Origin of the sequence: Embleya australiensis, assembly GCF_051903075.1 — a bacterium.
Classification (GTDB): Bacteria; Actinomycetota; Actinomycetes; order Streptomycetales; family Streptomycetaceae; genus Embleya.
In genome coordinates, this window is sequence record NZ_CP182425.1 from 1 (window position 1) to 21065 (window position 21065).

At 69.0% G+C, this 21065-nt stretch carries 16 protein-coding genes and 1 CRISPR repeat array; of the genes, 5 read left to right on the top strand and 11 right to left on the bottom strand.

Annotated features, from left to right (window positions below):
- The 7 genes from ACMXN5_RS50175 to ACMXN5_RS50205 form a co-directional block, all read right to left on the bottom strand.
- On the bottom strand, positions 1-960 hold the full coding sequence (locus ACMXN5_RS50175) for a ParB/RepB/Spo0J family partition protein (protein ID WP_439681809.1): 960 nt from the start codon (positions 958-960) through the stop codon (positions 1-3).
- Positions 957-1712 carry a ParA family protein gene (locus ACMXN5_RS50180; RefSeq protein ID WP_380030929.1) on the bottom strand — a complete coding sequence of 252 codons (756 nt, stop codon included), beginning with the start codon at positions 1710-1712 and terminating at the stop codon, positions 957-959. The genes ACMXN5_RS50175 and ACMXN5_RS50180 overlap by 4 nt, the downstream gene beginning before the upstream one ends.
- Before the next feature lie 273 nt (positions 1713-1985).
- The gene (locus ACMXN5_RS50185; RefSeq protein WP_439681810.1) at positions 1986-3230 is read right to left on the bottom strand and encodes an ArsR family transcriptional regulator; all 1245 of its coding nucleotides are present in this window, start codon (positions 3228-3230) and stop codon (positions 1986-1988) included.
- Between the two features lie 1899 nt (positions 3231-5129).
- Positions 5130-5423: a hypothetical protein gene (locus tag ACMXN5_RS50190; RefSeq protein WP_439681811.1), complete on the bottom strand. Its 294-nt coding sequence runs from the start codon at positions 5421-5423 to the stop codon at positions 5130-5132.
- A 414-nt stretch (positions 5424-5837) separates the two neighbouring features.
- Positions 5838-6314, bottom strand: a complete 477-nt coding sequence (locus ACMXN5_RS50195) for a hypothetical protein (protein WP_439681812.1) — start codon at positions 6312-6314, stop codon at positions 5838-5840.
- Positions 6311-7555 carry a DUF6973 domain-containing protein gene (locus ACMXN5_RS50200; RefSeq protein ID WP_439681813.1) on the bottom strand — a complete coding sequence of 415 codons (1245 nt, stop codon included), beginning with the start codon at positions 7553-7555 and terminating at the stop codon, positions 6311-6313. The genes ACMXN5_RS50195 and ACMXN5_RS50200 overlap by 4 nt, the downstream gene beginning before the upstream one ends.
- A 3-nt stretch (positions 7556-7558) precedes the next feature.
- The gene (locus ACMXN5_RS50205) at positions 7559-8032 is read right to left on the bottom strand and encodes a hypothetical protein (protein ID WP_439681814.1); all 474 of its coding nucleotides are present in this window, start codon (positions 8030-8032) and stop codon (positions 7559-7561) included.
- Between the two features lie 1112 nt (positions 8033-9144).
- Here ACMXN5_RS50205 and ACMXN5_RS50210 point away from each other — a divergent pair.
- From ACMXN5_RS50210 to ACMXN5_RS50225, 4 genes are all read left to right on the top strand, one after another.
- Entirely contained in the window at positions 9145-10176 is a 1032-nt protein-coding gene (locus tag ACMXN5_RS50210; RefSeq protein WP_439681884.1) for a bifunctional DNA primase/polymerase, read from the top strand.
- Between the two features lie 71 nt (positions 10177-10247).
- Positions 10248-11687 (top strand): DNA primase family protein, encoded by a 1440-nt coding sequence (locus ACMXN5_RS50215; protein WP_439681885.1) that lies wholly within the window; start codon positions 10248-10250, stop codon positions 11685-11687.
- Positions 11684-12088: a DUF6009 family protein gene (locus ACMXN5_RS50220; RefSeq protein WP_380030917.1), complete on the top strand. Its 405-nt coding sequence runs from the start codon at positions 11684-11686 to the stop codon at positions 12086-12088. Before ACMXN5_RS50215 ends, ACMXN5_RS50220 begins: the two co-directional genes overlap by 4 nt.
- A 385-nt stretch (positions 12089-12473) precedes the next feature.
- Entirely contained in the window at positions 12474-13496 is a 1023-nt protein-coding gene (locus ACMXN5_RS50225; RefSeq protein ID WP_439681815.1) for a hypothetical protein, read from the top strand.
- 276 nt (positions 13497-13772) lie between these two features.
- Positions 13773-15020: direct repeats of the CRISPR family, unit length 29 nt; unit sequence GAAGTCCCCACGCGGGTGGGGGTGAGCCG.
- 183 nt (positions 15021-15203) lie between these two features.
- Here the strand turns inward: ACMXN5_RS50225 and ACMXN5_RS50230 are convergent.
- The 4 genes from ACMXN5_RS50230 to ACMXN5_RS50245 are packed head-to-tail and all read right to left on the bottom strand — an operon-like array spanning position 15204 to position 18522.
- A complete protein-coding gene (locus ACMXN5_RS50230) occupies positions 15204-15773 on the bottom strand; it encodes a hypothetical protein (protein WP_439681816.1) in 570 nt (189 codons plus the stop codon).
- A 26-nt stretch (positions 15774-15799) separates the two neighbouring features.
- A complete protein-coding gene (locus ACMXN5_RS50235; RefSeq protein WP_439681817.1) occupies positions 15800-16306 on the bottom strand; it encodes a hypothetical protein in 507 nt (168 codons plus the stop codon).
- A complete protein-coding gene (locus ACMXN5_RS50240) occupies positions 16303-17502 on the bottom strand; it encodes a hypothetical protein (RefSeq protein WP_439681818.1) in 1200 nt (399 codons plus the stop codon). The genes ACMXN5_RS50235 and ACMXN5_RS50240 overlap by 4 nt, the downstream gene beginning before the upstream one ends.
- A gap of 18 nt (positions 17503-17520) precedes the next feature.
- Complete coding sequence (locus ACMXN5_RS50245; RefSeq protein ID WP_439681819.1) at positions 17521-18522, bottom strand: hypothetical protein; 1002 nt, start codon at positions 18520-18522, stop codon at positions 17521-17523.
- Positions 18523-19260: 738 nt separating this feature from the next.
- Here ACMXN5_RS50245 and ACMXN5_RS50250 point away from each other — a divergent pair.
- Positions 19261-20385, top strand: coding sequence for a tetratricopeptide repeat protein (locus tag ACMXN5_RS50250; RefSeq protein WP_439681820.1), 1125 nt, complete (start codon positions 19261-19263; stop codon positions 20383-20385).
- Positions 20386-21065 lie beyond the last annotated feature (680 nt).

Here is a 21065-nt window from a genome sequence, read left to right on the forward strand (position 1 = left end):
TCAGCGGGCGACGCGAGTGAGGAGGAGTTCCACGAGCTTCTCCAGGTCTTCCGCAGACAGGTACTGCTGCAGGGACGCCGCCAGGTCGGCGGGCGGTCCGAGTCGGATCACCCGGGAGTGGTCGGTCCGGGGCTGCGGTGCGGCTGGAGGCCCAGGCGCAACCTCGTGTCGTTCCGCGGATGCCGGTGTCGGGACCGCCTTCGGTTTCATTACGCCGTAATGATCCTGGGCGGTCCGGGCGGCGGCGGTCTGCTTCTCCGGTGCCATCCGTCCGATCCTGCGGGCGTCCTCGACCTTGAGTTCGCCGTTGCGGAGCAGGTTCTGCAGCTCGGGGAGGAGGCCGAGGAGCGCGATGCGCTGGGAGACCCATCCCTGGGACTTGGACAGCCGTTTGGCGACCTTGTCCTGTGAGCCGTGGATATCCAAGAGCTCCTGGACGGCCTTGGCCTCCTCGAGGGGGGCGAAGGCCTTGCGGTGGATGTTCGCGACGAGCGCGGATTCGAGGATCCCGGTCGCGCTGGTCGCGAGGCTGTCGTCGACGACGCTGTTGAGGCTGGCGAGTCCGGCCCGTTCCGCAGCGAGCAGGCGCCGGTTGCCGTCGACGACGACGTAGCGCACACCGGTGTCGAAGGTGTGCTCCAGGTCGGGGTTGGCTTCGCGGTAGGCGCCGATGGTGACCACCGCGGCGGCCTGGAGTTGGCCCTTCTCCAGGATGCTGTCGGCCAGGTCAGCCACGTCACCGAGGGTCTCGCGGGGGTTGGCCGGGTTGTATGCGAGCTGGGTCAGCGGGATCGCGAACGGGGCACCCTCCGCAGCGGGGGGTGTGGGGTTCGGGATCGGTGGTGCGGCGAGGGTCTCGGCCGCGGTGGTCGCCGGTGTGGGTGGGCGCGGTGTGGCGCCCTCCCCCGTTTTCGGCGGCAGCAGGGTGGCCAGCGAGCGCTGGCGTTTGGACGCCGTCATGCGCTGGCGGCGATCTCGTCGAGGCGTCGGGTGGCGCCGCCCAGGCCGAGTTCGAGGGCGAGGCGGTAGAAGTCCTCGCGGGCCTCGAGGGAGATCCTGTTGCGGGGGTACTGGGTGACGACTCGGCTCTCGGCCGCCGCCTTGGCGTGGATCTTGTAGTGGCGGACCACGGTCTGGGTACGCCACCAGCCCTGGCTGTCGACGAAGGTGCGGGTGTCCTCGAGGTCGGCGAGGCCGTCGCGGGGGTCCCAGTTGTTGACGACGACGGTGTAGGGGAGTCCGCGCGGTTTGACGATGTTCTCGATCGTGTTGGCCGTCGGGAGGAAGGACATGCCTTCCGGTTCGATCGGCACGATCACGTCGTCGGCGGCCGACAGGACCGCGCGCAACGCGGCGCCGGCGCGTCCGTCACCGAGCGGATCGCCGTCCGGGCCGGGTTCGTAGTCGGTGGAGTCGGGCCCCAGCCAGCCGGGGGTGTCGACGAAGATGTGCTGGTAGCCGCCGATTTCCTTGAGGCGCGCGAGCTGGTGCGGTTCGCGGTGGGCCTGGACGAAGTCGAACGGCAGCTCATCGCCGACGCGTTCGGCCCACCAGGTGGTGGATCCCTGTGGGTCGATGCTGACGGCGAGGACCGGCGGTGTCTCCATATTGGGCCGGCTCAGGACGTCGGCGGTGACGGCCGCGAGGTTGACGGTCAGGGTGGACTTGCCGACCCCGCCCTTCTGGTTCAGCAGAACATGAACTTTTGCCACGGGTACTGCCCTTTCGGTCTGATTCCCCGGTGCCCTGCACGCCTTGGTGCGGGCGCGTGAGCGGGACGAACTATGCCATGTCAGCGACTCACGATCGCGGAGGACCTCGCTCTTTTGTCCGAGCCGCGTCATTACGCCGTAATGAATCGCCCGAACGGTCGCGTTCCGGCACGGCCGAAGGAGTGGTTCATTACGGCGTAATGACGCGGCTCGGCGGCGAGTTGGGGGACGGGGTGGGCAGTGCGGGCCCGACTCGCCGGGGACGGCCGCTTATTACGCCGTAATGAACGCCGGTGCTCGCCGTGCGGCCCGGGCCGCACGGGCGCGGGCGACCGCCGCCGCGTGGACGGCGTCGCTTCGAGTCCGGCCCGGTGCCGCCGATTCGACGGGCAGGAGGGCGTGGAACTCCCCTTCGGGCTCCCGCCATCGGGGTTCGGCAACGGTGTATTCGACGCGTCCACTCCCCCGATTCGTCGTGTTGGCGGGCGGATTGCGGCGTGTGGCGCCGGAGCGCATGGCTGCCAGCCAGGCCGACGCATGTGCGCGGATGGTGGCGCGGACCGGTGCGAAATCCTCGCGTCTGTCCTCGGTGGCCACGGCGGCCTCCCGGTCGGCGGCCAGGCGTTCGCGGAACTCGCGTTGTCGCCTGAGCCGAAGGTCGTTCTCGTGCCGCCGGATTCTGGCCTGTGCGATGGAGGGTGGTTCGGGCCACACCGTGGTCGCGCCCTCGAGGCGGGCCCGGAGCCAGGCGATGGGAAAGAGCACCAGCAGCGGCAATGGCGAGACCGTCAGCCAGGCCACGACGTCCCCTACGGTCCATCCCCTGTCGGCGACCCCGCGCAGTGCCGAGGCGAGTCGTCCGACGCGTTCCCGTGCGACGAGCAGAACCCGGGAGCGGACGTTGCGCGCCAGTTCCCAACGTCTCCACCGCCTGGTGCCGGGTCGTGGGTCGAGACGCCGCCGTCCGGCCTTGCCGGGGGCCGCCGTTGCGCCGCGCTCGCGCGTACGCCCGTGCGTGCCCGCGCGGTTGAGCCCATCGTCAACGTAGGTATCGAGAGCAAGGTGGGGAACGGGGTTTGGTGGGGTATCCGTGTGCGGCTCATCGATCGTCGCCGAGGGGACCGGGACGCCGTCCGCGGACGAGGGTGGGGGAGTCGTTCGGGTGGCGGGGGAGGGGTCGGCTTCGAGGGCGTACAGGGCCTCCAGGCGGGCCAGTTCCCGCTCGTCCCAGGCAGCGGGGATCGTGGCGGCGTACTCGGCCGCCAGGCGGACGCCGCCGGGGCAGCGGGTGCCGCGGGCGACGTGTTCGAGCAGTCCCGCCTCGCGCAACCACCGCAGGTGCCGCCGCACGCTGGGGAGGGACAGGCCGGTGACGGCCATCAGGCGGGCGTGTCCGGGGCGGATGTCGCGACCGTCGTCGTGATCCGCGTACGCGCACAGCGCACGGGCCAACGTCAGCGTCGTGCCGTTCAGTCGGGGATGCAGGCGCACACGAATGGCCCATTCGACGACGGGCATCCATCCCCGCGCACCCCCCGAACAAGCCCGGAATTGTGGGGTATGCGGCTTTTTATAGTGCGCGACACGCGAACGAAGTCGCACCAGGGCGTGCGTGGCGCCGCGAGTGTGCATAGACTCTGGCACGCAGGACCTCCTCGTGAGGGCATGCAGAAGCCCCGTATGTGCTCTGTGGAGAGCGGGACTTCGAGCAAAAGCTGGAAGTAATTGGGTTTACGTACGACGCCTGGCCCGGCCTGGTAACCGGACAGCGACGGACGTCGGCCCTCCCGGGTGGTGCTGGGAGGCCGTACGAAAGCGACCCGCGACCCTGGCAGGTTGCGGATAGCACAAAAAGCGGACTGTCTCCGGTGCTCAGGAGACTCCGCTTGAGGAAGTTAGATCACGATCGCCTCCTCTGTGGAGAGGAGGCGGACACGGATCCGCAACAGCAGGGCCCGCCGGACATCAAGCGCCGAGAAAGCGCGGCGTGTCATTGGCGGGCTCTTGTGCGTCGGGGGGTGTCTGCCGGTACTCTCGTTCATGTCGACGGTTTCTTTCTACGGTTAGTCGGCCGCGCCCCCGGGGAGTTGCACCTCCCGGCAGGGGGCTTCTTCATGTCCGGTGAGACTTCGGTTACTCACCGACGTTTCAGGGGAACCCTAGTCCCTTCGGGGGCCTGGTGCGAGAACACGGGAAACTCGCCGGTCGGCGTGTCGTTGCGTTCGAGTGGGCGGGTGTCAAGGCCGTGACGGTGTGAACTTCCGCCGTTCGGTGGGAGGTTGTCGGGGGCTCTCGTAGGTGCATGTCCGGGGAAGGTGACCGGGGTATGCCGGTTGTGACGTCTCGCGGATGAATCTTTTTCCGGGATGGTGCGGCGAAGTTCCGCCTGTCCGGCCTACGTTGCGATCGCGCCCTCGCCGGACATGTCCGCGGACACGACCTCGGCCGTGGCCGGTGTGTCCGGACACGATCGCGACACCGACGCCGTGTCCGCAGACATGTCCGGCGAGGTGTGTGTCCCGTGTCCGTCCGGCAGCGTCTCGGACGGTGTCCGGACACGACACCGGCATCGGACACGGTGGACGACACACGTGTCCGATGCCGGTGTCGTGGCGGGCGACACTCGTCGAGTCGGGGTCCGAAGCGGACATAGCCGGTTGGACGGCGGGGCGACACGCGTGTCCGACCCGCGAGTTGTCCGACCCGCGCCGGTGTCGACGGCGCGACACGACGTCGGGGTACTTCGCGCGTATGTCCATGTACTGGGTGGCCTGGGCCCGTGTCCCGTGCGTCGTGTCCGATGTCCGGCCACGGGTCAGGGCGTGTCCGGTGGCGTCCGGTCACGCCGGATGTGATGGGCGCCCGAGCATGGCGTTGTCCGGTGTTGGTGTCCGACGGCCGTCGCATCCGTTCTCGGGAGGTCGGCGTGCGACACCGTCGGGGAGCCGGCCGCCGGACACCGGCGTCGGACAACGCCGGCTGTCGGACACCGTGACCGGACAACTGTCGGCTCGTCGTCCGGTGGCCGACCTCGTCCGCCGCGAGGACGTTCGGTCATAGGCGGGTTCGCGGTGTCGCGTCCGGGCGGCTGGCCCTCGGCGGCCCGGACGTCGACGCGGTCGGGCGCCGGACGACGAGCCGACGGCTGTGTCACGGGCTCGGGTGGTATTCGTCCCGGAAGACCTCCCGGGCTCGTTCGACGGATTCGTCGGAGGTGAACCGGTGCCTCGTGAAGTGCTTCGCGGGTGAGTGGGGGTGGTGCGGGTCGGTCAGCATCCGGTGGACGAACTCCGCCGAGGAGCAGTCGAATCGCCCCCGGGGGTCCCAGGCGTCGCCGCGCGCGAAGATCGGCCACCGTTCCGGGGCCGGATCCTCCGCGAGCCGGCAGAAAGCGTGTTCGGCCGAGGTTGTGGCCCATTACAGGAGCCGTGCCGTGGGGCGATGTGGGGGCGCGGGGTCGGCGAACTCGTCGTGGTCCGCGACGATCAGGTCGAGGTCCGCATGGCGTGAGCCCGGCACACAGAGGCCGAAGTTGTCATCGAACGTGCCCGCGCCGAAGGTCTCGGCCAACTGCTTGTAGTCGCGGGGAAGACGACGGCCGAGCCTTCGCTCCACGAACGCCCAGTCGATGATCCGGGGTTTTTCGTTCCAGCCGGTCAACAGGGCCAGGTCCTCGGCCCAGGACGATCCTGCGGGTCGTACAGGGTCCAAGGGGGCACGGACGGCCACGGGATTCACGGCGGCGGGGACGGTGAGGTCTCGTCGGTGGTGGTGCTCTCGAGCAGGCCGACGCCGAGCCGGCTCTGTCCGACGGTCCATCCGTACACGTCGACGGCTCGGTCGACGAGGATGTCGGCCAGTGGCGGTCCTGTCAGGTGTCCGAGTGATGGGTCTCGCCGGCAACGGAAGGGCCAAGAGGTCTTCGATCGCGATGAGAAGAGCAGCGCTGTCCACGCCACGAGTAGACCTCACGGTTCGGACACGCGGGCTGCCGGCCCGGGCGGGGCAGCGGATGATGCGACGACGACACGATCGGGCGAGGGGCGCTGCGGCCAGCCGCGCGGCCTCCCGACCACCGGGCCTGGGCCTCGTCAACAGGACTCGGACGGAGGAGGGTTGACGGGGTCAGCGCTGGAGGCTGAGGGGCCCGGCGGTTCCTGGGGTGCCGGGGATCAGGCGGGTGGTGGGGGGCCAGGGGCCGCCGGCTTCGGTGATGCCGCCGTAGGGGACGGCGATGGCGCGGGTGGGGTGTTTGGCGTGGGTGAAGACGAACAGGGGGCCGGTGCCGTAGTAGCGGTCGCCGCCGCCGCTGATGGTGCCGGTGGGGAGCTCGACGCGATCTCCGGTGGCGGATTCGATGTCCTTCTTCGAGGCGCCTTCGAAGAAGACCCAGGCGTTGTCCCAGGCGAAGGGGGTCAGGTCGCGGAGGGTGCCGTCGCGGCCGTGTTCGCCCAAGTCCTTGATGCCGGCGGCGAGTCGGTCGTGGGCCTTGCCGTCGACTTCGACGCCGACCCGGTCGGAGTGGCCGCCGCAGGCGGTGGCGAGGGTGAGGAGGAGGGCGGTCAGGAGGGCGAGAGTGGTGGGGGTGTGCCGGTGTGTCAACTGACCGTCGATCCGTTGTCGACCCCGCTGCCGGGGTCGTAGCCGTTTTTTTGGGGCTGGTCGCGTGGGGGACCGGTGGGTGGGGCGCCGTGGGCGGGCAGCGGTGGGTCGTTCTTGGGGATGGTCGTGTTGCGGCCGATCTCCTCCTGGTCGCTGTAGACGAGTTCGTGGTTGCGGTCCACGACGACGGCGCGTCCTTCGCGGATCGCGCGGTCGATGTGGTCGGCGAGTTCGGCGGGGGAGGCGTTGGGGTGTTCCTGGGCGATGCGGCGGCCGAGGTCGTTGTTGTACAGGTCCATGGCCTCCCGGTGGCCCGGGTTGCCGGTGAGTCCTTCGTGCGCGGTGGTGTACTTGGCGGCCCAGTCGACGCCGAATCTCTGAGTGAGCAGGGCGTTCCAGTAGGTGTGGCGGAAGGCGTCCTGGTGGTCGTCGTTCTTGTCGTCGGAGGTGAAGCGTTTCTCGGCTTCGGAGAAGGCTTCCGCCCTGATGTCGGCGAAGTCCTTCTGGGCGAGCCAGCCGAGGCGGTCGAGGAGGTCGGCCTCGGTGCGGGTGACCTGTTGTTGGCCGGTGAAGAAGCCGACGAGGCCGCCGGGCCATTTCGTGGTGCCGCGGGGGTCGTCCATGGTCTGGAAGGTGGTGAGGATGTCGGCGCCGTTGCCGTCGCGTCCGAGGGTGGCGTGGGGGTTGAAGGAGTCCTCGCGGACGCTGACGTCCTGGTAGATGTCCCATTGGGCGTCGTTGTCGGCCTGGGTGGCCTGGGCGAGGGCCTGGCCGACGCGCCAGGCGAAGTCCTGGGCGCGTTTGGTGTAGTCGACGTTGATCTGGGCGGCGGCCCAGCCGTCGCCGGCGGCGGACAGGGCTTGGGCTACCTCGTCGGGGATGCGCCAGTCGACACCGCCGTCCTCGCGGACGGTGAACTCGGGTGAGCGGGAGATCTCGTCCAGGACGGCGCGCAGGGTGGTTTGGGCGGCCTTGAAGGCGTTGTGGGCGTCGGAGACGGCGCGGGACAGGGCGGCCGCCTCGGCGGCGGCGAGGCCGATCTGGCGCTGCGTCTCGGCGAGACGGGCGCGGGCGGTGTCGGCGACGGTGCCGCTCCACCCGGTGAGGCCGGGGGAGTTGAGGACTTCGGCCTGGTGGCGTTCGGACAGGGCCTGGAGTTTGGCGCGGACGGCTTCCCAGGCGGTGGTCGTCTCGGTGAGGAGGTCGACGTTCGCGTCTCGGACCTGGGTGAGGGTGAGCACGGCTCAACCGCCCATCGACTGGGTGACGTTGGTTTCGGTGCGGGCGTATTCGTCGGCGGTCAGGCGCAGTCCGGTGGCGGATTCGCCGAGTTTGCGTTCGAGGGCCGCGACCTGGTGGTCCCAGGTGGTGACGAGGTCGGTGAGGCGTCCGGCGGTGCGCCAGCCGGGGAGACCCGCGGCGGCGGCCTGGGTGGCGGGGGCGACGGTGCGGGCGGCGGCGGTGAGTTCGCCGAGGACGCGGTCCTGGGCGGCGCCGGCGTCGCGGAGGTGTTGCGAGGCCACGCGGAAGTCCGGCTTTGCGGTGCCGGGATTCGTTGGTGGTGGCACGGGGGGCGGCCCGGGTTGGGGCTTGGGTAACGCCGGGTCCGGTTGGTTGCCGCCGCCGGTGGGTGGCGGGCCGGTGGGGCCGGGTTTGGGGCGGTCGTCGTCGGCCTGGGTGTGGACGGTTGGGTGAAGTGCGCGTTCGATCTTGCTCATACCCTCCCCCGGGGGTTGATGCGGCGGCGGCGCTGGGCGCGAGGTTACCGGGGTTCGGTGGGTGTGGGGAGGGGTTTGGGGTGGCGGGCCGGGGGTTGCGGTCGGCGGGAGCCGGGAATCGGGGGCCGGGAATCGGGGGCCGGGTGGTTGGGCGGCTGACCGGGCGTTCGGCGGGGGTTGGGTGGGTTCTCGCCGAGGGCGGCGCCCGCTTCTTGGCTTGTGCGCCGCCTCGCCTGCGTCGAGGCCCGACTTGACGCAGGGGTGGGGCCGGGGCCTGCCGGTTGCCGTAGGCGCTTTCGAATCTCGGTGTGTTGTGGGGTTCCGATTCCAGCGACCGAAGCGACTGAAGCGACCGGACTTCCGAAGTGTTGTGGGCATGACGGGTGCCGGGCGGGGTTTCTTGGGTCGCTGTCTTCGGTCGCTGTTCCGGTGGGTGTGGGCCGGGGTTTTCGGGTGTGGGGTGGGTGGATCGGGGGTGGGCAGCGACCGAGTCGCTTCGGTCGCTGCTTCGGTCGCTCGGTAAAAGGCCAGGTCAGGAGGCTTTGGTAGGGCTGTAGCGACTGAAGCGACTGAACTTTTGCATTATGACGACATTGGCGCGTGTGCGTGTGCGCGTCATAGATACGGACCTTCAGTCGCTTCAGTCGCTGTTTCGGTTGATTCAGGGGCCCTGACCTGCGGTTTTTCCTGAGCGACCGAAGCAGCGACCGAAGCGACTCGGTCGCTGCCCTTCGGTCGCTGCGTCGCTGACACGCGGGGGAGCCGTCTCGGGGTCGTGAGGGGGGTGGTCCGCTAGCCTGTCGTGTCGCAGCAATATCGGGACGTGAGTCGCTTCAGTCGCTTTCGATGCCGTTCATTGCTTTGACCTGCACTTTCGTTCAGCGACTGAAGGATGGATCTCGATCGACAGGCGTAGTCCGCTGCGGGGGCCGGGTGGATGTCCGCGGCCCCTGGGCCGGATGTCGGGGAGGACACGCGTGTCCTCGCGCGGTTCCGCGCGTCGAGGTCGGGGCGCGCGGGCTTCGGTCGCTGTGTCGGTGTCCGGGGAGGGTGGAGGGGACGTGGCCGGTGGGCGGGACGGTGCGGTTGCCGCCGTGCCGGACGCGTTGGCGGTGGCGCGGTGGTGCGCGCGGTCGGGGTGGCCGGTCCATCCGCTGGCCCCCGGTCGTAAGACGCCGCCCGCGAACTGCGAGGCGTGTCACGTCCAGGGGCACTCGCACACGGGTTGCGGGTGCATCCCGGCCGGTCGGTGGTGTCACGGATTCCACGCGGCCACGCTCGACCCGGAGCGCATTCGTGCGTGGTGGGGGCGGGGTTCACGGTTCGGTGTGGGCGTGGCGTGCGGGCCGGCGGGGCTGGTGGTGCTCGATGTGGACGCCCACGGGCCGTCGTTGCCCGAGCGGGATCGTTTGTTGCCGGGGATCCCGATCGGCGCGGACGTGGATCTGACGGGCCTGTCCACGGGCTTCCACACCCTGGCGTTGCTCGCGGCCCTGCGTGGCGCGCCGGACCCGGCCGCCGACGAGGCGACGTTGCGGGTGCGTACGCCGTCCGGGGGTTTGCACATCTGGTATCGCACGCCGCCGTCGCGGCGGTGGCTGTGTTCGACCGGGTCGGGTCCGGGGCGGGCGTTGGCGTGGCAGGTGGACGTGCGGGGTGTGGGCGGGTACATCATCGCGCCCGGGACGGTGACGCGGGCTGGGGTCTACGCGCCGGTGGGGTCGTGTCGTGAGCCGGCGGTGTTGCCGACGTGGCTGGCGCGGGAGTTGGAGCGGACCGGTCACGCGGATCGCCCCGCGTCGCCGGTGTCCCCGGGTGTGCCCGCGCGGGCCCGGGCGGCGGTGGTGGCCGCTGGGGGTGGTCGCGATGCCGCGGGGCGGGTGTTGGCGAACGCGGTGCGGGAGGTGGCGGATTGTGCGGCGAGCCCGTTCGGCGCGGGGTTCAACGCCAAGCTGAATCGGGCCGCGTTCATCGTCGGGGGGTTGGTCGCCGCGGGTCATCTGGACATGGGCGCGGGTGAGCGTTTGTTGTTGGACGCGGCCGAGTACGCGCGTCCGGGCAACGTTCGGCGGTCCCGGGCGACGATCCTGGGTGGTTTGGCGGCCGGTGCGGCGCGGCCGCTGGATCCGGGAGGGCGTTCGTGAACGGTCTTCCGCAGGAGGGCTTCGACTTCGACGCGGCGGCGGTCGCCGCTCAGATCCTGGCCCAGCAGCCCATGTCCGTGCCCGCCCAGGGCAACGCGACGCAGGGGGTGTTGCCGGGGACGGTGACGGCGCGCGGTCTGGTGCCCGACTCGTTGAGCGATCGTGGGAACGCGAAGTCGTTCGTCGCGTTGTACGGGCGGGATTTTCGGCATGTGCCGGGGCTGGGCTGGTATCGGTGGGAGGGCCACCGGTGGCAACTCGACGAGGACGACGGGGTGTTGTGGGCGGCCGGTGACATGGCCGAGGCGTTGGCCGTCACGGACGCCGACGGGCGGCACTCGGACTCGGATCTGCGGCGGCATCGGCGGCGGTCGTTGTCCACGTCCGGGCTCAAGGCGATGCTGATGCAGGCGCAGGCGGCCCCGGGCATGGTGCTCAAGGCCGAGCACCTGGACTCGGACCCGTACGCGTTGTGCACGCCGGGCGGCATCGTGGATCTGCACACCGGGGCGGTGGTGGCGCCGGATCCGGAGAAGCACCGGCATTCGCGCTCGTGTACGGTCGCGCCGCGCGCGATGGCCACGCCGCGGTGGATGCGGTTTTTGACCGACACCTTCGGCGACGACGCCGAGGGCGCGGAGATGATCGACTTCCTGCATCTGTTGCTGGGGTATTCGGTCACCGGCGACGTCGGCGGGCAGATCATGCCGTTCCTGTACGGGCTGGGGAAGAACGGCAAGAGCGTGCTGCTCGACGTGCTGGTCACGTTGTTGGGGGACTACGCGGACGCGGCGCCGCCGGGGTTTTTGATGGCGAAACCGTTCGAGGGGCATCCCACGGACCTGGCCGAGTTGCACGGGCGGCGGGTGATCGTGTGTTCCGAGCTCAAGCCGGGGGATCGTTTCGACGAGGCGCGATTCAAGCTGCTGACCGGTGGGGACCGGTTGAAGGCGCGTCGGATGCGGCAGGATTTCTTCAGTTTCGAACCCACGCACAAGCTCTGGTTGTTGGGCAACCACCGGCCGGAGGTCGGCACGGGCGGGTTCGCGTTCTGGCGGCGGATGCGGCTGATCCCGTTCGAGCGGGTGGTCGCGGACGAGCAGCGGGTCGACAACCTGGCGCAGGTGCTGGTGTCGGAGGAGGGGCCGGGGATCCTGGCCTGGTTGGTGGACGGTGCCCGCCGGTATCTGGGGGGCGATCGGGACCTGACCGGGCCGCCGCGGGTGCGGGTGGCCACGCACGCGTACGCCGAGACGGAGGACCACATCGGTCGGTTCGTCGCGGAGCGGTGTCGGATGGGCTCGACGATGCGGGCGGAGCAGACGGGGTTGTACGCGGCGTACAAGACGTGGTGCGGCTTCGAGGACGCGACGCCGGTTTCCGCGCGGGCGTTCGCGGTGAGGATCCGGGAAGCGGTCGGTCTTTCCTCGCCGCGGCAGATGATGACGTCCAACCAGCGCAAGTATTACCCGGGCATCGGGTTGCTCGGCGAGCACGAGGAGACGTCGTGAGTGCCCTGATCACGGCCAAGCAGATCGCCCACGAGATCGACATCGTGTGGTTGGAGGATCCGGCCGGGCTGGACTACGTGCGCCAGGTGCTGGATCGGCTGCCGCGGCGTACCGGGGTGCCGGCGTTCCATCGGGACGGGCGGATGGTGGGGTACGCGTTGCTGGGGCCGGGCGCGCGGAGTTCGCCGGCGTCGGGGACGTATCGGCGGCGGGTGTTCTGGTTGGCGCCGCACGATCGTGACCGGGTGCCGGACGGGGCGTACGTGTCGGGGGCGCCGTCGGAGGCGGTGGATCCGCGCACGCTGGAGCCGCGGGTGCCGGGTTACAAGACGGAGCGGTCGGAGGGCGGGCCGCCGTCGGAGGCGATGCGCGAGTTGGGGATAACGCTGCCGAAGGGGTAGGCGGGGTCCGGGGGCGGTGGGCGGAAGTGCCGACGGCATGCGGCCGCAGCCAGGCTGCGCCGAACCCATTCGTCGCGGGGTCAGCGAGTGCCTTCGGCGACGGACCGTTCCCGGCCCGGGTGCTGCGGGGAGCTCGCCCGGCCGATCCGAGGTGACGCCGCCGGGGCCGCGCGTCCCGACGACGACGCAATTGCTGTACTGGAGCGCGGGGCGACCTGCGGGACGACGTCCGGACGCGGCGCGTCGGCCGCTCGCAACCGAATCCCGTTGTCATACACGGTCGTTCTCTTCGTTCGACCTTCGCGGGCGCGTTCCGGCGACGTCGGACGCGCCCTGTAGTGTCGCGTCGCCCTCGACTCTTCTCACTCCAGCGCGAAGGAATCGGATGCACGCCTTCTTCCAGCCCGCAGCCCTGTCGACGCCCTCAGTGCGAAGGCACTACGAGGACACCATCACCCGTCCGGTGGTCTTCGCCGATCACGTCGACGTGCTGGAACCCAAGCAGTTGGCGCTGTTGCACGAGCGCTTCCCCGAGGGCAGCGCGCGCATGTGGGGCGTGACGCCCGGCAGAAGCAATGCCAACGTCTCGAAGGCGTTGAAGATCACGCCCGGGGACCACGCCTTCTTCTCGGGCGACAAACACGCCTATTTGAGCGCGCTGGTGATGGCCACCTTCCACAACCCTGCGCTGGCCGAGCGGTTGTGGGGGGTCGACGAGAACGGACTCACCTGGGAGTACATGTACGCCATAGACGGCGTCCGCGGCCATCAGGTGCCGATGGACGAGATCCGCGAACTCCTGGGCTGGAACCCCGCCCGCAACGTCCAGAACCTGACACATCTCAGCGAGGTCGAAACCAACCTCCTGCACGAACTTCTCGACCTGGACGACGTCCCGCCACTTGTCCCCCTCCCCGTCGACACCGCGCTCGAGTACGTGGTGCACGGCGAGGAGAACGAGAAGGAGGTCGGTACGGCTCCCTACGACGGCGAACTCGAAGGGAAGGTCACGCGTCTGCAGCGCAAGGAGCAGCGTCGGCTCAAACGCCTTCTGTTGCAGCGTTCCAACGCGTGCGCTCTGTGTGGTCGGATCCTTCCCCCGGGCTTCCTGGTCGCGGCGCACATCAAGAAGCGCGCCCGTTGCGACGACACGGAACGCCGCGATCTCAAGAACGTCGGCATGTTGGCCTGCGTGCTGGGTTGCGACAGTCTCTATGAGCACGGGTACATCGCGGTGGGTCCGGGCGGCGAGATTCTGGTCAGTCCTCAGGCCGCCGCCGTCACCGAGGTCGCTCGACATGTGACCGACCACTTCGTGGATCGCACCGTCACGTGGTGGAACGAGGAGCGTGAGCCGTACTTCGCGTGGCATCGCGGGCACACGTATCGGGCGGCACCGGTCGAGTGAGTTCGATCGCCGGGGCCAGGGTTGCCCATCGCCTGCCCGGGTGTGGAGGCGACGATGGTTGTGCGGGTACAGGTTGTCGACGTTGCGGACGGGCGGTTGATGCTCCGATTTCAACTTGGGGATGTTGCCAGAAAATGAACGGTTTCGGCGTCGTGCGAGCGCGGGCGGCGGGTGAGAACTTGCTGGTCAAGTCATATTCAGGAACGTTTCTTGCCTCAATGCTCCGATTCTCATCACGGAATGGTAAAGCCGCAGAGAACGCGCAGGTCAGCAAGGGAAGTCCCCACGCGGGTGGGGGTGAGCCGACCCACGCGAGATGGGTGGGTGCGAGCCGGAGGAAGTCCCCACGCGGGTGGGGGTGAGCCGCCGCGCGGGAGGCCGCCGCGGCGGCAAAGGTCGAAGTCCCCACGCGGGTGGGGGTGAGCCGGCCCGCTCACATTCCGCTGCACGCATACAGCGAAGTCCCCACGCGGGTGGGGGTGAGCCGGTACGAATCTCGCGCTAGACGCTTGTCGTGACGAAGTCCCCACGCGGGTGGGGGTGAGCCGCCTGTGAGCGACATGATTTCACGCGAGAACCTGAAGTCCCCACGCGGGTGGGGGTGAGCCGCGGTCGGCGGCCTGCCGCGATGAGGATCCGGAGAAGTCCCCACGCGGGTGGGGGTGAGCCGTGCTCGCCCGGCGTCCACCCCGGAATCTCGCGGAAGTCCCCACGCGGGTGGGGGTGAGCCGCGACCGACCATCACCGCCCGGTGGCGCACCTCGAAGTCCCCACGCGGGTGGGGGTGAGCCGAACCGGTGTGCAGCCGCACACGCCGAGGACCCGAAGTCCCCACGCGGGTGGGGGTGAGCCGATTCACGACCGGTTCGACGGGCAGCTCGGCGAGAAGTCCCCACGCGGGTGGGGGTGAGCCGCCGCCGCGGTTACCGCTCCCTCGCGCAACCGGGAAGTCCCCACGCGGGTGGGGGTGAGCCGCAACGATGCGAACGCCTTTTGGATGGCCGTCAGGAAGTCCCCACGCGGGTGGGGGTGAGCCGGGACCCGGCGATGCCCATCCAGCCTATCCACCGAAGTCCCCACGCGGGTGGGGGTGAGCCTCCGGCATGCCCGGAAACAGCCCGAGAGCCCCGGAAGTCCCCACGCGGGTGGGGGTGAGCCGACGGGTAAGAATTGGGAGGGCATGGACTGCCCGAAGTCCCCACGCGGGTGGGGGTGAGCCGGCGATCACGGTCCGTTCCCTCACAGGCGGCGCGAAGTCCCCACGCGGGTGGGGGTGAGCCGGTCTGCACGTTGTCGGCCGTGTCCGACCCGCCGAAGTCCCCACGCGGGTGGGGGTGAGCCGGACGACACCCCAGGCGACGGGGCAGGCGACACGAAGTCCCCACGCGGGTGGGGGTGAGCCCCCTGCCTTCCTGGCCTGTTGGACGTAGGGCCGAAGTCCCCACGCGGGTGGGGGTGGGCTGACGGTTGTCGATCGGCCCGTGAACGCACTGCGGAAGTCCCCACGCGGGTGCGGGTGAGTCGTGACTGGCGCGTTTGCGGGCTGGAGCCACGGTTGTTTGGTGCGTGGTCGGTGATCCTAGTGGTGTTGCAGGTGTTTTCGGGATGCAGAAGAGGTTGTCCGGGGGTTCGGCTTGGGCGTGGGGGTACTTCGCCCCGGCGGCTTCGCCATTGTGTTCGTTTCGCCAGGCTTGTCGGCAGCGGTGATTACTGTTTCGTGGGGCGAGTGTTTCGAGGAGATTGCTGATCCAACCGGCGCTCCAGGTGCTGGGGTTGAGGTAGAGCGCGCTCGTCGTTGAGCAGGGCGCGCAGTAGGCGGACGATGGTGGGGATGTCCAGGTCGCCGGACAGGACAACGTGGGCGTGGGCCTTCACGTCGTCGAGCTCCTTTTCGACGGGGTGTTCCCGTGTGGAGGGTGCTTCTCCGCGCGACAACGTTCTGGTGTGTGCGACGTCTTGGTCGACGCGCAGGAACGCGGAGTGTACGTGTGCTTCGGGGAAGCGGGCCTGTATCGCGTGGATGGCGGCGAGGTGTCGTATCCCGTCGAGCACGAGGGTGTGCGTGGTCGACGGGTCGAGGTCCTTTACGAGGGCGTCGACGAATGCGGGCCAGCCGCCGGCGACGAGGCGCATGCCGGTGTGTTGGAGTTCGTCGCGCGTGGCGGGTCTGCCGCGGTCGGGGGTGTGGCGGCGGACCACGTCGCCGAAGGATCGGTAGGCGATGTCGGGTCCGCCGGCCTGTAGTTGCCGGCCTACGGTGGTTTTTCCGCTGGTCATGGGGCCGGAGAGGCAGAGTATGTGTCTCACAGCAGGCTCAGTTGTTGGCTGTGGTGTGCGGCTTCACGAAGGACGAGCCAGCCGCGGCGGTCGTTCTTGGAGATTCTGATCGGGGTCAGGCGGCGTACTTCGGAGATGCCGATCAGGGTGGCGTACTGCTTGTCCTCACGAGCTTGCCAGAAGGCTTCGTCGGCGCAGATGGCGTCGCTGCAGTCACGGGCCAGGCGTGCGCGTTCGGTGTCGTCGAGTTCGAGGAACTCCACGCTCGATGCGCGGAAGGAGGCGCGGACGGGGCCTGCTTTGAGCAGTACGACGTCTCCTTCGGTGATGCGTTGGTAGGGAGCGATCAGTGGCTTGCTGAAGCGGGATTCGATGGTCTTCTGGCCGTCGAGGATGTAGCCGAGGAACGGTTCGACCATGACGGCGATGTGGACGCCGCAGAGGTCGTCGCCGTCTATGAGGCCGAGGGAGTCCCAGTCGTCCCAAGCTTCGGTGGCTTGGAGGATCTCGGCGAGGATGCGGGTCTCGATCACGTGTTCTCGTCCTTGAGATGTTCGAGGAGTTCGGTCAGCAGGACGTCGAAGAGGCGCATGGCCACGGTGGGGTGTACGTGGGCCTTGCGGGCGTGGGCCAGGGTCGACGTTCGGCCGAACCGCGCGTTGAGGTAGTCGGTGTGGCAGGCGTGGATCAGTCGGGCGATGCGTTGGGGGGAGGAGAGGGTGAACGCGCGGTTTCCGCTCGTCCACAGGCCGATGCGTCTGCGGCGCGGGTCGCGGCGGCTGACGTTGTGCAGGATGTTGCCGGGGATCAGTTCGCCGAGGTCGGGCCCGCCTGCGGCGCGGAGTTTGATGCGGACCGGTCCGAAGGCGATTTCGTCGAAGGCGACGTCGGTGGTGGTGGGGGTGGGGGTGGGGCGGTGCGGCGGGGGTGTGTCGCGGCGTTCGAGGACGAGCAGGTCGCCGGTGCGCCAGTCGACGGGTACGGCCACCGAGGGGGCCGTGCGGGCGAGGGAGACGGCCTCGAAGTGGGGCATGCGGTAGCGCACGGAGGACGGTTCGACGTCGACGAGTCGGAAGCCGAGGTTCGGCAGTGTGCGGGTCAGTTGGGCGCGTTCCTCGGGGGTTCCGGGCCGGGTGGTCGCGGTGGGTTGGCACAGCAGAGTTCGGGCGCCGGGCACGCACATGGTGGCCGCGGCGGTCAGGAAGTGTGCGGTGTCGGCCGGGTACCAGGGCGGGTCGACGATGGCTGCTGCGCCTTCCAGGGCGGGGAGCGGGTCAGTGGCGATGTCGAGACGGACGACGGTGTGGCCGTCGTGGACGCGACTGTTCAACGAGTCGACGACGGAGGCGTTTCGCTCGAGCAGGACGTGGTGGTGGTGTGACGCGGCGTCTGCGGCCGCGAGGAACGTGGTCGGCGTGCCGAGGTGGAGCACGGTGCCGTCGCGGTTGAGGTGGTGGGTGGCTCGTCGTACGAGTCGACGGGCGGTGTCGGTGGTGAAGCGCCATTCGAAGTCGCCCGGATGGCAGACGGGAAGGTGCGCGGGCGCGATGGGGGTGGTGGGGGCGGGGCGCAGCCCGCGGCGTGCCATTTCCTCGGGCCAGAACGCGAGGATGGTGGTGGGGTAGAAGCCGGGGGACTTGCGTACGACGGCCCGGGGGTCGCCCAGGGTGGAGTCGTCGAGGCCGCGTAGCCAGCTGACGAGGCGGTCGGTGAACTCGGTGTCGGACACATCGAATTCCACGGCCGATCACGCTTTCGGCGGCACGTCCGGCATGGCCAGGGCGCGCGTGGGCGCGTCGAATCGTCGTTCGATCTCGTGGTTCCAGGCTCGTATCGCCGCGTCCTGGATCTCGAGGGCTCGTCGGTGCGCCGGGCGCAGTCGTGGCTGTACGACCCCGAACGTCTCGATGCGCAGGGGGACCGTGCGCAGAGGGAGGGTGGGGTGGATCTCCTGGAGGCGGTCGACGAAGTCCGCCATGTCACGGTCGGGGTTCGTGTCGTCCGGCGCGGTGAAGGTCGCGTAGGCGTAGAGATCGATGCCTGTGGCGAGCAGTCGTGCGAAGAGTTCGAACTGTCGTGTGAAGAGTGTCGGGTCGGCTCGGGTGTTGAAGGCGAACGAGCGGGCGTCGAAGCCCTTGAAGCAGCCGACTCGACCGTAGTTTCGGTATGTGGTGACGGTGCGTCGTTGGTCGGAGTCGAGGTGACGCCAGAAGTAATCGTTGCTGAGATTGTCGTCCGACCACAGGTATGTGGTGGTGTGCAGTCCGGTGCGGACGAGGGAGTCCATCATCCACGGAATCCATTCCGGAATGAGGTCGGGTTGTCCCCCGGAACAGTCGATCACGATCGGTGGCGAGGTCTCCGCGCGATAGAGGGAAATCATCTGATCGGCGGTGAGCCATGCGGATTTCGACTCGTTCGCGGCGAGGTGGTCGAAGGGTACGAAGCAGTACCAGCATCGCCAATTGCAGGAAGCGTTCTGAAACACCTGTGCGTTGCGGGTGGCGCTCTCGATCACCCCGAGGCTGTGGGCTGCCGGGAGGATCGGCAGAGGGTTGCCGGGCCATGGATCGGGGGTGTCCACCCTGAAGTGTCGAATGCGCCCGAAGCCTGCACAGTTGGGCGGTTCGGACAGGTCGGTTGCCTGATCGGAATCGTCGATCCGGGCAATCAGGAGCTCGCCCGTGTGGGGACGAATGGATTTCGTCCGTAAGTGTGCGGAAAAGTTGTCCGTATCGATCGTTTTCACGTTGGCCCCCCGGTCGTGAAGTACCCGAAGCGTAGTCACGGGTGTGGGATGTGTGAAGGGCCGACGGCTGGGTGAGTGTGGAATCGGTGCTCGCAGGATCACTCTGGGCATGCTCCCCGAACCCGAGGCCGTGACGCTCCTGCGGGTGGTCACGCGGGACTACCGCTCGGGTGACGACGACGAGAAGCTCGCGGAGCCGGCACGTCTGTGCGCGTGTCTTCCACTGGCCCTGCGGATCGCCGCCGAGCGTGCTGCGGGTCATCCGCACTTGCATCTCGACGACCTGCTTGCGGATCTGCGCGACGAGTCGGCACTCTGGGATGCGCTGAGCACGGGGATCGAGGAGGAGGCCGAGGCTGTCCGTACGGTCTTCGCCTGGTCGTACCGCGCCTTGCCGCCGGACTCCGGGCGGCTTTTCCGGCTCTTGGGCCTGCATCCGGGACCGGAGTTCGGCTTGCACGCGGCGGCCGCGCTGGGCGACCTCGCGTTGGGACGGGCCCGGCAACTCCTCGACGACCTTGTGGGCGCCCATCTCGTGGAGCAGGTCGGCCCCGACCGCTTCCGTTTTCACGACCTCCTGCGCGCGTTCGCCCTCGATCAGGCCCACGACGAGGAATCCGCCGCACAGCGGGAGGTTGCGTTGCGTCGGGTACTGGAGTGGTATCTGCGTACGGCCGACGCGGCACAGACGTGGCTCCAACCCGGCGAGGGGCATGTGCCGCTATCCGAGACGACCACGTGCCCGGCACCGTTGTGCTTCGCCGACTACGATGCCGCTGCCGACTGGGGGAGCGTGAACGCGCCACGTTCGCGCACCTCGTGCGGGCCGCTGCGGGTGCCGGTCTGCATCGGCATGCCTGGCAGTTGGCCGCGACCTCGTGGAACGTGTTGTCGGCTTCCGCGTCCTTCGCGGAATGGCTCGACTTCGGACACGTCGGTCTGTCGTCCGCCGAACACGCGGACAACCCGAACGGGCGACTCATGCTGCTCAACCAGCTCGGCATGTCCCATCGGGCCGTTTACCGACTCGACCCGGCGGCGGACTACTTCGCCCGGGTCCTGGCCCTCGCCCGCGCCGTTGGCAATCGCATGGAGGAGGCACACGCCCTCAACCTTCTGGGGCTGATCCACCTGCGGGCTCGGCGACTCGACGCGGCTGCCGAGGACTTCCGGCGGGCCATAGACGTCTTCCGTATGGTGGACGGCGATCGTTGGGCCGCCTCTGCCCTGTCCAATCTGGCCGGAGCCCGGTTGCACGCGGGACGTCTTCGAGAGGCGGACGACGCCGTCCGCGACGCGCTCGCCGCCCATCGGGCGCTGGGCAACCGGCAGAGTGTGGGCAACGCACTGTGGATCATCGCGCGGCTTCGCCACGAGCGGGGCGAGATCGAGGCCGCCCGCCGGGCCGTCGACGAGGCTCTCGAGATCGCCGTGAGCCTGCGCAATCGTGGGCTGGAGGGGTTCTGGCTTCTGACCCTCGGCGATATTCAGCGTGACGCCGGGCAATTCGGTGAGGCACTGGCCTCCTGCGGTCGATCGGCCATGTTGCACCGGCGTCTCGGTGATCGTGGCCGTGAGGCGTTGGCCTGGCGTGGCACGGGGCGGACGTACGCGGCGATGGAGCGCCACGCCGAGGCAGCCGCGTTCCACCGCCGGGCCGCAGCCGTTCACCGTGACCTCGGTGACGGGTGGGAAACGGCTGTGGACCTTGACGACTTGGCGGCCGCCGTTCGGTCGGAGAGCCCCGAGACTGCTCGCGCGCTCTGGGCGGAGGCGCTGACCTATCTGACCGAGTACACCGATCCGCGGGCCGAGGCGATGCGTGCACGCGTGCGGCGATGGTTGGCGGAGGCCGGCGGATGACGTGCGGGGTCGGGATGGCCCCGGCCTTGTGTCGGTGTGGGAGGCGGTGGGGCAATGGGCTGCCCTGCCCATGGCGATTCGGTGGAGGTGGAGGTCGGTGGACGCCTCGACGTGCGGACTGGGCATCGCCGTCGCCTCGGCTCCGTGGTACCACCGGGTCGAGGGGTGAGTCGGCGCTTGCCGGGGTGAGCCGTGTGTCGTTGGATATCACTCGCGTCCTCCAGGCCTTGTGCGCCCACTGTTTGGAGTGTGGACGTCAGGGTGTGGAGAGACGACGACATCGCGCCGGACCGTCCACCGAGGCGGCTCGCGGTTTCACATGTACGGGAGTGGCACGCGTGCGGGGGACTACGAGCGGCGTTCCGTCGGGAGAGGCCTTGTGCGCGTGGGGATCGTAGGGCCTTGATCGGTAGGTTCGGCCGCCGAGCGACCGGGGGCAGGGTGCGTATCCTTGCATCGCTACCGCGACGGAATCCGATCTCGTTCCGGACGTGACGATGACGGCGGGAACTTGATGGACGGACACGCCTCGAACGACACCGCACGCCTGTCCGGCCGAAGCGCAAACAGGATCAAATTATGCGACAACGCTCGACCTGCGAATGATCAGCAAATCACTGAAGTGAAAACAGGCAAGAGGCTTGCCGGAATGACCCTGTTTGCATCACGAATTGGCAAAG

Coding starts and splice junctions, on each gene's coding strand:
- ACMXN5_RS50175 (WP_439681809.1), bottom strand. CDS start 960: ATGACGGCGTCCAAACGCCAGCGCTCGCTGGCCACCCTGCTGCCGCCG.
- ACMXN5_RS50185 (WP_439681810.1), bottom strand. CDS start 3,230: ATGCCCGTCGTCGAATGGGCCATTCGTGTGCGCCTGCATCCCCGACTG.
- ACMXN5_RS50205 (WP_439681814.1), bottom strand. CDS start 8,032: ATGAGCAAGATCGAACGCGCACTTCACCCAACCGTCCACACCCAGGCC.
- ACMXN5_RS50215 (WP_439681885.1), top strand. CDS start 10,248: ATGTCCGTGCCCGCCCAGGGCAACGCGACGCAGGGGGTGTTGCCGGGG.
- ACMXN5_RS50225 (WP_439681815.1), top strand. CDS start 12,474: ATGCACGCCTTCTTCCAGCCCGCAGCCCTGTCGACGCCCTCAGTGCGA.
- ACMXN5_RS50230 (WP_439681816.1), bottom strand. CDS start 15,773: ATGACCAGCGGAAAAACCACCGTAGGCCGGCAACTACAGGCCGGCGGA.